1 protein-coding gene (only partly in view) is annotated in these 17,474 nt (G+C 64.0%); it reads left to right on the top strand.

The features are described 5' to 3' along the window. On the top strand, positions 1-17,474 hold the 3' portion of the coding sequence (locus tag A7X65_RS38485; protein ID WP_063694617.1) for an LEPR-XLL domain-containing protein. The gene continues 10,765 nt to the left of window position 1, outside the view; the window shows 17,474 of its 28,239 coding nt (coding positions 10,766-28,239); its start codon lies off the left edge, out of view; its stop codon occupies positions 17,472-17,474.

Raw genomic sequence — 17,474 nt, 5'->3', positions numbered from 1 at the left:
AGGCGCAGACTCTGGCGCTGACGTTCATCAACGACGGTGCGGGCGGCAATCTCGACCAGATCCAGCGCAGCTCCGGCAGCTTCCTGGCCGACGGCTACAAGGTCGGGCAGGTGGTGTCTCTGAGCGGCGGTACCACCGCGACCGACAAGTCGACCAACAACGGCAGCTTCACCATCAGCGCGATCTCGGCGGATGGCAAAACCCTCACGCTCAAGGACACGGACAATGTCGTCGCCGCGGGCGTCTTCACCAAGTCCATTGCCGCCGACAAGGCCGCGGTGCACAGCCTCGTCAGGAGCGGCGACCTGCCGATGCAATATTCGACGGACGGCGGCCTTACCCGCTTCAATGCCGACGGACGCACCTTCTACGTCATCAATCCCGAGAACGACGATTCCTTCCAGCTCGCGCTCGCGCCGAACGGTCCGGCACTGACTCTCATTGGCCCGGATTCGCCGACCAGCAACCACAAGATCGGGCCCGAAAGCGTCGACCTGACCAGCACGGCCACCGGCAATCAGTGGATCCGCATGGACATCACCGGCAACGTGACGGGCGCGACCCTCACGGGACCGGGCGGCGTCCCGCTCTCGGTGCTGTCGCCTCCGATCGGCGACGGCAACTCCTCTGCGGTCGCGCGCGGCTCGGGCGGCGGCTTCGTCGGCGTGAACATCAACGATGGCACGATCACCGACAGCCCGACCGTCAACGCCTACATGCAGGCCGGCCTCGCGCACGCCAATCTCGACGTGTCGATCACGACCAACTCGATCACCAGCGGCAGCGCCAGCGGTGCCAACGGCACCGGCGGCCTGGTGGGCGTCGGCGGTTCGTCCGCGACCAGTGATTCGACCAACAAGAGTGAAGTGTGGGTCACCGCCGGCACGCGCATCATTGCCGGTGGCAATTTCAACCTGACATCGAACCTGTTTACGGGGGCCTCGGCCGCGGCACGGTCCACGACCGGCGGCGCCGTGGGCGTTGCCATTACGCACACCCATTCCACCGTCAACAACACCACCACTGCAAAGATGAAGGACGGCTCCGACGTCCTGGCGGGCAACACGGCGATCGTTGCGGCGACGACGGGCACCGCCCAGTCGACCAATTCGGGCTCGACCGGTATTGGCATCGGCGGCGACGGCAATGCCTATGCGACCTCGAGCTCGACCGACGAGACGACCGTGGACTTCGCCACGGCGGCGTCGCTGACGGCGCGTGCGATTCTGGCCGCGGCCACGGTGCCGTGGATGGACGTAGAGGCACGGTCGCGTGGCGACGGCGGCGGCCTGGTTGCGGTCGGCACCGGCTCGGCCGACACGACCATCAACGCCCAGAACAATGTCAATCTGCACGCCAATGCCTCGCTAATGGGTTATGAAGGCGTCGATCTGGTCGCACGCTATTACAATCCCGATCCGAATTCGGCTCCCGACCATCAGGCGGTCACGTCTGTTGCCGATGCGTTCGGCCGTGCCACGGGCCTGTTCGGCTATGTCGACGGGTCGGCCGACAACCACACGACGCTCGGGTCGACCATTCTTGGCGAGCTCCACTCGCTGGTCACGGCGGGTCCGCGAGATCCCAACGACCCGGCGCTGCAGGACATCACGGGCTATAATCACCTGGCGCTCTATTCGGACACGAAGAACGGCAAGATCGGCTTCGTCGACCATGGCGATGTGAAGCGCCGTTCGCTCGCCGCCGGCGGCAGCAGTTCGGGCCCGCAAGATCCGACGGTCACGCGCAAGATCGACTTCAGCTCCGACGTGGTGATCTTCTCCGGGCGCTCGCCCGAGCTGGTCATCAGTTCCTCCGGGAATATCGACAAGGCGGTGAACATCTCCGTGAACGGCGTGTTCGAGCCGCTGTTCGGAAGCAACGCCGTTTCGGGCGGCGTGATCAATGTCGACAACATCGTCAACGACGATCCGGGCGAGGTCTATTTCGACTCGCCGACCATCCTCGGTGGCAACGGCTCGCCGGGTGCGGGCAGCGGGACCTGGGAATTCCGGGATTCCTACCAGCAGGTGCTGATCACCAATAATTCCGGGTTCGATCTCAAGATCAACAACATCGATGTCCTCAATCGCGGTCCCAATCACCCGATCGTGGACTTCGTGCCGTACGACAACACGCCGACGATCAGCTTCAATCTGAAGCGCACCGTCACGCCGACGCGGGTGGAGATCGAGGACTTCGGCAACGCCAACTCCGTGTTGCTGCAGGGAACCATCGAGAACCCGATCGGCACGACCATCATCCGCAATGCCAACGGCAACGTTCGCGCAACCAAGCCGCGTGACCTGACCAGCGCCGATCCGAATGCGTCGCTGGTGCGCACCAACATCGTCGATATCGAGTCGGCGAATGCCGGCGTGGGTGTCGGGGGGCGGGTCAATATCGACCAGGTGGAAGCCGCGGGGTTGCCGGCTGCGACGACCTTCCTGACCGCGCGGGCCGCCACCGACGGGTCGATCTTCCTTGGTCGGAATCAATTCTTCGGCGGCGAACTGGTGCAGTATCACACCAGCGGCACGGCCATCGGCGGGCTGACGGACGGCAAATACTACGTCGTCATCACGTCGCCGGGCGATCTCTCGATCAAGCTTGCGTCCCTGTCCAATCCGGGACTGGCGCTGACGCTTGACCCGAGCACATCGACGCTGACGACCAGTCATTCGCTGACGCCTGCCCAGCGCTTCACGGTCAAGGCCGCGGGCGATGCCAATCTCGACGTGCTCGGCCGGCTGCGCGACGACACGGTCACCGACTACCGCGTCCATATCGACGCCGTGGTCACCGGCGGCACGACCAACATCATCATGCAGCCCAGCGTCGAGGAGACGGGGGTTCCGAATAGTGGCGGCGTCGAGGTGCGGTACAAGGCGCACCCGAATCCGAACGGTGAGATCTACAATACGTTCTTCAACCAGCCGATCGGCTCGCCGGTGCCGGAGAACGTCGGTGCGTTCGCCACGCTGGCGCCCAACAACACGATCAACAGCACGTACGACGTGCGCGCCTTCGATACGGACGGCAATCTGTACAGGCCCGGAATCCAGTCGAACAGCAACATCATTCTCACAGCCGCGCAGCCGACCGCTGGCGACGGCAAGATCATCAACGTCAAGGCGATCACCGAGATCGTCGGCGGCGGTGCGCCGTCGTCGAGCGATAGCCATCATGTCGATGTGCTGACCAACGGCTGGATCGACCTCGCCGAAAAGACGGACGATGTGCGCGTCGGCCGCATCATGTCGACCGCGAACGACGTGACGCTGCATTCGCCCAGGAAGATCATCGATGCGCTGAACGACGGCATCGGCTTCGAGGCCGACGTCACCGCCGTCAATATCACCATGACCGCGGGCGACAGCGGCATCACCGGCACGGCCAGCGACAAGTCCGGCACGGGCGGCATCGGAACCACTGACAACTTCCTCGAGATCAACGTTGACGAGCTCTATGGAACGGGCGCGGGCCTCGGCGTGCTGACCGCCAACGACATCGCGGTCGCCAGCAAGAACGATACGCAGGGCGTTTTCATCACCGAAGTGGTCCGAGGTACCGAGTCCCTGGGTCTGCTCGGCAGCGCTGGTGCACTGCACACGGATGCCTTCGACAAGGAGATCGACGATCTCGAAGTCAAGCTGGTCCAGACCAAGGGCGACGTGACACTCGCCACGGATCCCGGCTCGATCGTCGATGCACGCAACGGTGGCCTCGGCGGCGACACCGCCAACGTCATCGGCAATACCATCAATCTGTTCGCCGAGGGCGGCAATATCGGCAATGCGAACGGCGGCAACGACCTCGAGATCGATTCGCAGGCCTACGGCTATGGTACGATCGGCGCACGGGCGACCGGCAGCATCGATCTCAGTGAAGCCTTGCCGACGACGGCGGTCGGGACGTTCTACGCCCGCAATGCCGAGGTCGTGCTGCTGCAGGCCTTGGGGATCGCCGGCGGCGACGGCGACATCAATGGCAATATCCGCTTTACGGTGCGCGAGAGCGCCGTGCAGGGCGAAGACCTGCACCTGCTGAATTCGGGGAGCGTGCTGTTCCTCGAGAACGCGCCGGAGGCCATGGCGCATGGTCTCGTCAACACGCCCAACGGGTCGATTCTGCTGCGCGTCGCGGATAACGTGACGACGGAAGTCAATTCGCAGATCCTCGCCGCCAAGAACGTCGACATCTACGGCGATTTCCGCCGAACCGGCGAACTCTCCAGCGGCGTGGCGCAGTTCGACAGCGATACGCCGGACGATTCGCCGAAGTACGGCACCGTCATGCACCTGCGCGGCGTCATCGCGCACGGCCCGACCGCGAGCGGATATCTCACCCGGATCTTCGGCAATGCCGATACCGACCAGATCTTCTTCGACGAGACGTGGCTTGGTGGCCTGAGCGGCACGCCGTCCTCGCAAATTCCGGGCGGACAGGGCCAGACCATTCCGACCGGCTTGCTCGGACCGGCTCGCCTGATGTCGTTCTATTCCGGCGGCAATACGCGCGCCTATGGCAGCAACACGCCGACCACGACGACGGCCGGGATCGACGCGAAGGTGACGTTTGCGCCGGATCCCAATGGCGACACCATCACGCGTACGGATGGCGGCACCTTCGCCGGCTTCGCGATCGGTGATGTCATCACGGTTGATTCCGACGACGTCAACAATCCGATTGCCAACAATCGCGTCTATACCGTTACGGGCATTTCGGCGGCGGCCACCGTGCTGACCCTGAGCTCCGCCCGGGTCGTCTCGACGGCCACGAACGTCAACGTCAAGATCAAGAATACCAGGCTCAATCCGTTTGCCCCGACCGGCGACAGCGAAGACTTCTTCGTGGTCAACGAGCTCCAGTCGATGGTGTACACCCAGACCGCTGCGGCGACGGCGTCGAGCGACACGCTGACCCTCGACGGCCAGGCCGGCACCGATACCTATGTCATCAATACGACAGGTACGCAGGGAAAGACGGATGCGCAGGGAAATCCGGTCGACCTCTACAATCGCAACTACGTCATCAACGTGCTCGACAGCGGCGGGCCGACGGACGGCGTCAACAACCTCTCTGTCTACGGCAAGGACAATATCGATCCGAACTTCATCGGCGCGGGCAAGGCGTTCGACGACATCTTCCTGCTCCGCCGCACGACCGACATTCCGCGCGAGACCGGATCCCGTCCGCAGCTCTACGCGAACGAGTCGGCCTTCGTCGCCGTGCTCGACTTTGATCCGACCAAGCCCGGTACGGCCCTCACGCAGGCGCAGGCCTCTGACCAACCGGCCGACGGAAGCGTGCGCTCGGAATCTGTCCAGCGCATCAACTACGACAGTTCGGTCAACGGCCGGCTGATGGTGTTCGGGCAGGGCGGCAACGACTACTTCGCGGTCGACGACGATGCCACGACCACCACCCTGGACGGCGGTGCCGCCAACGACACCTTCCAGATTGGACAGATCTACGGCTATCAGCGCGATGCCAGCACGCATTCGGCGGGACCACTCGGCAACACGCTGGGCGGATCGATCGTCACTGCCGCGGACCTGTTCCCGCAGCTTCCGAACTCGCTCACCCCGCAGAGCATCTACGGCACGGTTGCAACGACACGCGGCTGGCTGTCCGCCGGTGCTACCTCTCCGCTGGTTGCCGAGGGCGGCAGCGGCGACGACACGTTCACGGTCTACAGCAACCAGGCGGTGCTGCGTCTCGAAGGCGACGACGGCAACGACCTCTTCACGGTCCGCGCGTTCGCGCTCGCCCAGACCGATCCCACCAGCGGCGACATCGTCTGGCTCGATCCTGTGCAGCAGATCGCGATGCCGAAGTTGACCAAGGGCTTCTCGACCGCGGCCGAGACTGCGATCCGCACCGGCGCCGGCAGCAACCAGGTGGAATACAACATCAATGCACCGGTTTCGGTCGATGGCGGCTCGGGCTTCGACAAGCTGGTGATCCTCGGTACCGAGTTCGCCGACCATATCGTCGTGACCGAAAAGGGCATCTTCGGCGCCGGTCTGACCGTCACCTACAAGAACATCGAGGTGCTCGAGGTCGATGCTCTCGAAGGCGACGACACTATCGATGTGCTGAGCACGCCGCCCGGCATGGCCGTCCGCGTCATCGGCGGATTGGGCAACGATGCCATCAATGTCGCGGGCGACGTGGCCGGTGACGTGGTGTCGCGCGACATCAACGGCACGAGCTCGACCATCAATCACCGCATCTCGACCGACGATGGCGCATACAAGCCGGTCGTTCCCGACGGCATCTCGCTCAGCGTTTCGCGTCCCGACCAGGGGCAGGTGATCATCGACGAGAACGTTCCGCACGATCTGAGCCCGAGCATCACCGACGTGACGGAAGGTAAGCTGATCAGCGGCAATCCTGCCGACGACGTCTACGGCATTCGCCTCGGGCACATCCCCGTCGTCGGAACATCCGTCTACATCACGATCTCGGCCGCGATGAACCCGGAGGAGGAGCATGTCGCGGCCGGTGCGATCGCCTCCGGCGACATCATCGACACGCTGGGACTTGGCGACAGCATCCTGCTGGCGTCCGGCAACCCGCTTGCCATGGGCGACAAGGACAAGGCCGGCCTGTTGACGCCGGCAGCCTATGCGCGCGACGTCGTGCTCAACGGCACGCTGATCCACGTGCCGGCGCGTGCCATCGTGCTCGTGTTCGACAGCAGCAATTGGGACACGGAACAGTATGTTCACGTCATGGCGGTCGACGATCAGCTCGCCGAAGGCGACCGGACCGTTGCGATCAGCCATACGGTGCTGAGCACCGATCCGACCTTCGACCACGCGATCGTGCGCAACGTCGAGGTCACGATCCACGACAACGACCAGCCCGCCGTCAAGGTGACGCAGCTCGATGCCACGGTCACGGTGCCGGACTTCGTGAAATATCCGGGCTATGGCCGGCCGGTGGACGGCGTGACCAAGGTGCTCGAGGGCACGACCGCTCCGGTCGATCCGCCGCCGATCACCTCGGTGGATGACTATTTCGCGGTCGAGCTTGCAACCCCGCCGACCGGCACCGTTCAGGTGGCGATCAATCCGCAGTATCTCGATCCGAGCGTGCCGAAGGACCTCCGCGTTTCGCTGAGCTCCACGGATGCCCGATTCCACGTTGTTCAGGCTGCGCTGCCCGACCAGGACGGCGTCTACTACATCACCTTCGGACCTGGCGACACCACGCCGGTCATCGTGACGACGCATGCGATACAGCGTCTGCCCACCGAGGATCCGCACGACACGACGATTACGGCGGCCGTGGTCGACACGATTGCCGGGCACGCGACGACGGATACCGCCTATAAGAATGCCGCTGTGGGCATCAATTATTCGGGTGTCCAGCTGACGTTCGCGCAGCATGCCACCGGCGATACCATCACCCGTGACACGGGCAGCTGGATCACCGATGGGTACAAGGCGGGCCAGAACATCATCATCTCCGGCACGCAGACCATCGCAGGCGGCCTCACCAACAACGCCTTGTTCGTCATCAAGAGCGTGGACGTGACCGGCAAGATCCTGACGCTGACCACGCGGCTGACGGTGATTCCGGCCGTCGAGAATCCCACGGCATTGCTGCCTGTGAAGTTCCGCATCAATGGCTCGGGTATCACCCAGAACATCGACGCCCAGGTCTTCGACGACGGCGCAGCGGGCCTCTTCACGCTCGAGAGCGGCGGCGCCACGTTGGTGAGCGCCGGCACGGCCACCCAGGGGCCCGGCGACCCCGACACCTACACGATGCGCCTGACGAAGGTGCCGCTGACCACGGTCAATGTCGACGTGATCACCGACGGACAGACCGACATCATCCCGGACGGCGCCCAGATCACCCTGAAGCAGACCGGCTTTACCCAGACCCTGACCCTGTTCACCAAGGGCAACATCTCGGTCGGCCAGGATCCGTCCACCAGCGTGTGGATGATCAAGCGCGCCCCGGGCTCCGAGCTCGGCAGCTTCATCGCCGACGGCTTCCTGCCGGGGCAGACCATCACGATCACCGGCACCGGCCCGGGTGGCGTGGACGGCACCTACAAGATCGATGCCGCCAAGGGATCGGTGGGCGATCAGTTCATCAAGCTGACCAACGTCGGCGGCGCGGTCCTGCCGAGCGTGTCGGGGACGTTCAACTCCACGGCCGGCCAGACCATCTCGATCACCACCGTCAAGTCGAACGGCGTCTATAACAACGGGACGGTCAAGTATACCGTCGCGGACGAGGCGTTCCTGATGTTCACCGGCAACATCACGGTGAACGGGGCGGTCATCACGCGGTCCGCCATCGGAAGCTTCATCAATGACAACTTTGCGGCGGGCGAAATCATCCGCCTGCAGCGCAATGACGGCACGATCGTGGGCGATTTCACGATCGCTGCGGGCGGCGTGACCGACACGCAACTGACGCTCACGGCTACGACCGGGCTGAGCGGGCAGGCGGGTGACCTCAAGGGCGCCGCCATCAGCAAGATGCTCGATACGCTGGTTCGCACTGACGGCTCGAGCTGGCTCGACAGCGGCTTCTTCGAAGGCCAGCTGGTGCAGATCACGAATCTGGCCGGCGGCAGCCCGGTGCTGGTGAAGATCGATCTGATCACCGGCACGGACGCCGGGAAGCTCGACAAGATGGTGCTGACCGACCATCCGGAGACCGACGGCCTGCATGGCACGGTTGTCGGACCGGTCAAGTATAGCGGCCGTCCGCCCGGAGGTTTGCTGCCGAGCACGCCCATCAACGTCAACATGGTCCAGATGGCTGCACGGGTCGAATTCGATCCGACCAATGGCACATATCCCTGGTATACGCAGGCGACGATCAAGGTGCAGGCGGATCCGTATTTCGACATCCAGCCCGGCCACGAGAACCTGCGCGCCTTCCCGAAGTCAGCTCACACGTTGAGCGGCATCAGAGGCCCGCTTGCGGTCGAGGGCGGCACGACCAGTGCCGACCGCTCGCTGGTGCAGGCCGTGCTGCTGCCCGGCGAGGCCAATGGCCCGTTCTTCAACATTCCGCCGCAGCCGCCGGAGACGCAGTCGATCGACGTGCTCAATGTCTATAGTGACGGCACCCAGGGCGCTGCCACGGGCAAGCTGACATCGACGGCGCTCACCGGCCTCAACATGAACGACGTGGGGCTCGACTTCACGGCGATACTGGGCGGAGCACATCCGTTCGGCGAGAGCGGCGTGTATCCCGGCGGCATCAGCTACGGCTCGATCGTGCTGGCGCAGGACCCGAAGTTCCCTGGCGATCCGACCAAACAAGTATTCCTGACCGACAGCAGCCATTCGACGCTCGAGGTCGTGAACATCTTCCTTGGCCAGGGCAACGACAAGCTCGACATCAACAGCACCCTCATTCCGGGCCCGGACCACAATGCCGACGGCACGATCGGTCTCGTCTCCGAGCATGGTGGGCTCACGACGATCCACGGCGGCGGCAATGCGCCGCTGCAGCTGATCGCCAACAACGGTGGCTATTTCAACACCTATGCGGGCACGCAACCCGGCACGTATCAGCTGGTGCGCTCGGATGGCCTGAAGTGGGCGCTGGACGGCTTTGCGGTCGGTCAGCAGGTGCTGCTGAACGATGGCGGCGTCGTCGGGTCGTACACGATCATTGCCATCGGCGATCCGCCGGCCGGCGAACCGGACGCCTCCCACAAGCCGGGCAGCGCCTTGACGTTGTTCCCCGCGACCGGCGCGCCGCCTCTGACGATCGGCTCCAAGCAGCTGGGCACGATCTCGGTGATCGACCAGCTCGCCGTCGTAACCGGTCAGATCCTCGGCACCCAGACGACTGGGAACCTATCGGTAGCGGGTGCAGCGGGCTTCAATCGCATCACGCGCAGTGACGGCTTGACCTGGGCAAGCCTCGGGTTTGCGGCCGGACAGCAGGTGGCATTCTCGATCGGCGGGCTCCTCGGCACACGCACGGTGCTCGGCTTCGACAACGCGACGGCGACTTCGGGCTTCGGCAGCGTGCTCATCCTCGATGGTCTGTCCCTTGGGGCAGTGGCGCCGACGTCAGGCGTGGTGGCGGTGAGCAGCCGCAACATCGTTTCGTCCAGCGCGGCAACGCCGTTTACGCTGACCAAGACCACGATCTCCCGCAGCGATGGCGGCAACTGGATCAGCGACGGCTTTGCGATCGGACAGGCCGTGACGATCGGCGGTCAGTCAGGCTACTGGCTGGTCTCTGACGACCCGACCGCGACGAAGCTGACTCTGCAGGGGGCCGATCTCACGACGCTGCCCGCGGTGCAGAAGGTCGCGATCGTCCGCATTGGCGGCGACACTATCAATGTCAATGGTAGCAGCGAGGTGGTGACCGGCAATTTCGACGTGACGGCGCCTGTCACACCGGTCGGAGGTGTCGGAGGTGATCCGGCGGGCACGACCAATCGCCTGACCCGCAACGACGGGCACACCTGGGATGGCACCGACAGCGGCGACAGCGCTTTTGCGGTCGGCCAGCAGGTGACCATCAGCGCCACGTTCAGCTTCCCGCAGGTCATCTTCGCGCGCAGCGCGACGGGCGACACGATCACGCGCAGCGGCGGCAACTGGGTAAGCGACGGGTTTACGATTGGTCAGACAATCGTCATCACCGACACGACCAGCAAGAACACCGACCCGAGCAACAGCGGCAGCTTCCTGACCAACAACGGCAGCTTCACGATTGCCAACGTAACGGCGACCGTGCTGACGCTGACGGCGGCCAACACCGTGGTGCCGACCCTGGACTTCGGCGCGACCGAACCGGCCAAGATCTCGCTCTATGGCAACTTCATCGTTACCGGTTTCGCCGATCAAGTCGGCAATACCGGCCACTTCAAGACCTTGTTGGTAAGCGGCGCCGGTCTGCCGCTTCAGACGGCCGTGCCGATGACGGTCAATGTCGACGCGCCGCTCGTCGTCTATGGCGACACGTCGCAGGACGGCGTCTGGTACAACGGCGTCGCCACACAGCAGTCGCTCGGCAAGTTCGCCAACAAGCCGCAGCCGCATATGGACAATGTGTCCTTCACATTGTCGAGCCCGTCGAGCCCGTTGGTCGGGTTCGACAATATCACCGCGCCGGCCGGCACGGTGCAGGTCAGCACCGCCTACACCGGCTTCAACACGGTCTCGGTCTCGGACGATACGTTCGGCAACCTGACGAGGGCCGATGGAACCTCGTGGGTCACGGCAGGCTTCAAGGTCAACGGCCTGGTAACGATCAATGGCGCTTCGGTCGGTACCGTGTACGGCTTCAAGTCGTCCGACCCGCTGGCGCATCCCACCGCGACCGACGTCCTCGTGCTCAACAACCTGCTGCCCGGCTATGCGGCCATCTCGAACACGTCGACCACCCAGGCGGTCAAGGAGTGGAACACCGCGTCGATCAAGCTCGGTTCCGGCCAGTTCGATCCGGGCTTCGTGCCCGAAGGTCTGATCGCGATCGGCAAGACCTACACGTCCCTGGTCTTTGCCCGCAGCGGCGGCGGCGACACGATCACCCGCAGCGATGCCGGCGGAAGCTGGATTGCCGACAAGTTTGCGATCGGGCAGAGCATCTCGATCTCCGGCACAACTTACAATGACGGCGGTGGGGGCCCGAATTACGTCATCACCGGCGTCACCGCGACCCAGCTCACCCTTGCCGCGGTCCAGCAGTTGATTCCGACCGCGCCGAGCACCTTCGAGACCGCGCGCATCAGCATCGATGTGGGCACGATCGCGGTGATCGGAACGCAGTACCAGGTCTCATTCTCCAGCTCGAGCGGGCAGTATTTCATCACCCGCGCCACCGGCAGCTGGCTTGATGACGGGTTCAAGACGCCCGTGACCCCGGACAAGGCCATCTCGATCGCGCTCTATGGCGCAACGATCGAAACCAACGACCAAGTCTACAAGGTCCTGAATGTGACGGCGACCACGCTGACCGTGGACAAGGCCGTTACGCCAGGCGGTTCCCAGTCCGTCGTCATCAGCGGCGGTCCGGTGAAGCGCGATACGCTTTATCTTGCGAACCTGCGGCCCGGCGCGCTCGCCATGCTCAACGGCGACGTTCCGCAAACCAACACGATCGTCGAACGCAATCGGCTCGGCCAGAATGCGGACTTCTTCGTCTTCCCGCTGGCCGCGCAATATCAGTTCGACGGCAACGACGTCATCGATGCGCATGGTCTGTTCGGCGGCATCGCGGACGGGCGTCTGCCGACCGTAGGCATTACGGCTTATGGCGGCCGCGGCGACGACACGATCATCGGCAGCGCGGCGAGCGACTTCCTGGCCGGCGGCTCCGGCAACGACATGATCATCGGCGGACGCGGCGGCGATCAGATCTACGGCGACTCCGGCATCAACGTAGACGTGATCCGGCGCGTGCTGCTGGTCGCCAACGCGGCCGGTACTTCGGGGGCAGTCAATGTCGACACGATCAAGGCCGGCGACGACCTGATCTACGGCGACGCGCAAGGCTCGACCAACACCAACGCATTCGGCGACTATAACGACATCATCTTCGCCGACCTCGGCGACGTGCGTCAGGACGTCTCTGGAGCACGCGATACCACCAAGCCGGTGGACCTGAAGCCGCAGCGCATCGAGACGACGGCGCGTGACATCGCGATCGTCAGCCAGTCGCGCCAGAACGGCGGAAACGACATCGTCTACGGCAACGGCGGCGAAGACGTCCTGATCGGCGGCACCGGCAACGATGCGCTCGATGGCGGCACTGATCGTGACCTCGTCTTCGGTGACAACGTCACGCTCGACCGCACCGGTCACTTCGGCAATTACTCCAATCTCCGCTTCGAGACGCTGAGCGGCACGAAGATCTACAGCACCGCACTGAGCACGGACACGCAGGCGGCCGGACTGGATTACGCCAACGGCATTCCGCAGGTCGATCCGCGCGGACACGGCGCATGGGGCGATTACCTCGTCACCATGTACGACACGCTGCCCGACCTGACCAAGTCGGTGGCCGTCTCGAAGTCCTTTGGCGATGACTACATTGCGGGCGGTTCCCAGGACGACATGATCTTCGGTCAGTCCGGCAATGACACGGCCCAGGGCGACGGATCGATCGACTATGTCTCGCACATCCTGGTCGACAACAACCTTGGCGCAATGCTCGTGAGCTCGAACGACAAGCTGGGCGGACGCGTCGGGGTGTACCAGACCGGGACCAATATCGCTGGCAATCTGTTCCGCGGCTCGGATAATAGCCTGCTGCTGCGCCCGTCATTCGACAGCACGGCCGATGGCCAGGACTACATCGAAGGTAACGCCGGAAACGACCTGCTGCTTGGCAACCAGAACCAGGATGACCTGGTCGGCGGCAACTCCGACATGTTCAGCCTCAAGGATCCGACGTTCAACATTTCCCAGAGCCTGCGCCCGGACGACTCGGACCTGATCTTCGGCGGTTCCGGCGTGGCAGTGGCGCGCAACGGCGCCGGTGACGGCGCAAGCGATGCGAACGGCAACATTACGACGAGCGCAAGCGGTCACGCGAATGACTCGGACGCGATCGTCGGCGATAACGGCGACATCATCCGCCTGGTCGGTGTCAAGGGTATCGTCGCGGATCCGGTCGGTCTCAGGACAGTCGCCAGCTTCACGATGAACGCCGATCTCACCACGACCGCGATCGCGACCACGGTGCAGAGCTTCAACGGCTACCTGCGCTTCAATTACGATACCAGCACCGCGGAAGGGACGGCTTACGACGACGTGGCCAAGATCGTGGTTCGTGCCGTGCGGCTGCTCGACTATTCGCCGGGCGGACCGGACGTCAACGGAGCCGATCCCATCAACCCGTCGATTGCTAAGAACGACATCGGCGCTGCCGACGAAGTTCATGGCGAGTCCGGCGACGACTTCATCTACGGCGAGCTCGGCAACGACTGGCTGTACGGCGAAGGCCAGAACGATGACATCATCGGTGGTTACGGCAACGACTGGATTTCAGGCGGCACCGGCGATGACGGCATCATCGGCGACGACGGCCGGATCTATACCAGCCGCAACAGCCTGAGCGCCGACCCGACCAACATCTCCAAGTACACGAAGAGCGCCGGCGAACCGCTCAACGGCATTGCTCCGCTGCTCTCCGCGGATCCCGATCCCAAGTACAGCAACGGCAACGCGCTGAACGAGTACATCTATACGCCGGGCAACATGCAGACCGACACGATCAACGTGAGCGGCGCATTGAAGAAGACCGTTGACCTGACGCCCTTCAGCGTGGATACGACCTTCAACGGAACCAAGGACGACTTCGCGCTCCTCAGCACGAAGAACAACGGCGCCGCGAGCGACGGCAAGACGAGGTCGCATAGCGACGACATCATCTTCGGCGGCCTGGGCAGCGACTGGATCCATGGCGGGTCGGGGGATGATGCAATTTCGGGCGCCGAGGCGCTGAAGCTCTCCTTTACGCAGATACAGAACCCACTGACCCTCGATCTGACAGGCACTGCCGAGACCGACTACGGCCATCCGTTCAATCCCGGCGACGCGCTGCGCTTCAATCCGGTGGATCCCGACGGCAAGTTCACCCATCCGCACATCGCGAACCGTACGGGCGAGTTCGCGCTGTATGACGAAAACAACCCGATGCGGAAGATTCTCCTCAATGCGGACGGGACTGCCAGCAGCACGGGTACCGGCCTCGAGTGGTTCCTGAACTTCGACCAGACCGAGGGCGTTCTGCGGCCCGGCGGCACGACGCCAGGCAACCAGCCCGTGACGTACGGGCCGGTCCGCGACGACGGCAACGACGATATCTTCGGCGACAACGGCAACGACTGGATCGTCGGTGGCACGGGTCGCGACCACACCTATGGCGGCTGGGGCAACGATCTGCTCAATGCCGACGATGACCTGACGACGGCAGGCGGGCTCAACAACGTTCCGGAAACCGCGCCGACCTATGAGGATCGGGCCTACGGCGGAGCCGGGAAGGACGTTCTGATCGCCAACACGGGCGGCGACCGGTTGATCGACTGGGTCGGCGAGTACAACAGCTATCTCGTGCCGTTCTCCGAGTTCGGCATGGCCACGGTCAGCCGCACGATGCAGCCGTTCCTGCACCACTTCCTGTATGCGGAATCGCTGAGCGACGGCGTTGATGCCACGCGTTATTCCGACCTGAACAGCGGCGCGCTGCCGCCGGTGCCGACCAAGGTCAATGACCCGAACCCGGGCCGTAACGGCGAGCCGGCCGGAGAGCTTGGTCTGGTACTGCAGCAGGATGACGCCTGGCACGCCCAGACCGGTGCGCCGACCGATCCGCAGGCCGGCAACACCCCGGGCACGCAGCGCGACGTGCTGCGGAGCGCGAGCTTCACGGGCAATGGCGGACCGACAGGCATGTTCGCGGCCGCCGGCTCGTGGAGCGTCGTCAGCGCCTCGTACTCGAACAGCCAGAGTTCGGCCAGCGGCGACAACATCAGCCTGTTCGATCTCGATACCTGGCTGCCGACCTATTATGAGGTGCCGGTGACCTTGAAGGTTGGCAGCGGCGGGTCGAACCAGAACAGCTATGTGATCTTCGACTATCAGGCGCCGGACAATTTCAAGTACGCCGGCATCGACGTCACTCACAACACGATCGAGATCGGCCAGCGCTCGGCGTCGGGATGGACGGATCTCGCGACGCTGTCGGTCAAGGGACTCGGCGTCAACAAGCAGACTGCATTCATGTTGGCGGCGAACTATATGACCGCGACGGTCACCTTCAACGGCTATTCGCTGTCGTACACGTTTGCCGGCCCGCTCAATACCGGCATGCTGGGTCTTGGGACCAACAGCTCCCTGACCAATTTCACCACCTATTCGGTGCAGCGGCTTCCGTTCACGCCCACTTACTCGGTCCTCGAAGACCTCTCGGACGGCGTCGCGAACAAGTTCGTGGCGCAGACCGGGACATGGACCACCACCAGCGGGACGAGCGGCCGTTACTTTGCGGTGCCGCCGGCGAACGATGCCGCCTTGTCCACCAGGCCGCTGGCAGTGGCGCCGCTGTCGTATGTCGAGTACTCGGCAACGGTGAATGCGAGCAAGGCCGGTGCGTCGGCAGGGCTCACCTTCGCGTACACGTCGACCAATGACTTCCTCTATGCCGGCATCGTCGCCGGAACCAACCAGGTCGTGCTGGGACATCGCAGCAACGGCACCTGGTACGTCGACGCCGTCGCAAGCACCACCATCACGGCCGGGACCGACTACAATCTGCTCGTCGCCCTGTCCGAGAGCGTAGGCAATAGCGTCAACGTCGTGCTGAACGGCAAGAGTGTCCTGAGCTTCAAGTATAACTTCCTGGTGCACGACGGCGGTCTGGGGCTCTACGCCCGCAACGGCAACGCGTCCTTCGACAACGTGCTGATCCGCGGTGACGATATCGCCTATGCCGGCGGCGGTACGCCGCAGGCGGCTGCGCTCGCGGCGCCTCCGGCAACGGACGTCGCCGTTGTTGCGGCCGATCAGCTGGCGGCCATCGTCGCCGCTGCGAAGCAGGCTTGGGCCGCCGCGCTCGGGTCGGACGACCCGCGTCTGTTGATCCTCGATCAGGTCACGGTGCTGATGGCCGACCTGCCGGATCAGCTGCTGGGCGCGACGACGGGCTACACGATCGTTCTCGATCCCAATGCAGCCGGTTGGGGTTGGTTCGTCGACCCGACACCCGGCGACAACCGGGAGTTCTCGATCAGGCTGTCCGGCGAAGTCTCCGAAGCGGCATCGTCGAGCCCGGCTGCCGGACACATGGACCTGCTCTCGACGCTCGTCCATGAGATGGGCAATGCGATGGGAATGCCGGAAGATCTCGGCGACGACGTGGCCGGGATGACCCTGCGCGCCGGCGAAAGGCGGCTGCCGGAGCCTGCCGGCCATCCGGCACCCGCTTCCGCGGCGGTGCTGCAGAGCACGCCTGCCGCGCAAGTCACGCCGCAGATGACGCTGATCCCGCTTGGGCCGGTAACGGCCACGATCGCGCCGCCGGTACCTGCGGTCGCCAAGGAGGATGAGCCCAGCGGTATCACGCTGATCTCGAACATCCTCCTGAGCCCGATCGCAAGCGCATCGCAGAATGGCGAGGTCCACAGGTCCGTCGGCACAGCCGAGGATCTCGGCAAGTCATTCGTCGCGCTGTCGGCAAGCCTGACGGGTGGCAACCCGAAGAGTTCTACGGTGCAGCAAGATGATCTCTCTTCGCCGGAGCATCACTCCTCGCGGAATATCAATAGCGCGAAGGAGACGACGAGCATAAACTGGCAGAACAGTCTCGATGCCGTTGAGCATCTCGCCTCAGGACCTTCGAACGGTTCGCAGGAGTGGCTCGACGACTTCCTGAACCACGTAGGGCAGGACAAGGCCCAGTGGAATCCGAACGCGAGTCTCCGCGTACGCCCATTGTCGATTAATAATGCGGGCCATGCCTGA

Source organism: Bradyrhizobium stylosanthis, assembly GCF_001641335.1.
Taxonomy (GTDB): domain Bacteria; phylum Pseudomonadota; class Alphaproteobacteria; order Rhizobiales; family Xanthobacteraceae; genus Bradyrhizobium; species Bradyrhizobium stylosanthis.
This window is presented reverse-complemented; position numbering and strand designations above follow the sequence as displayed.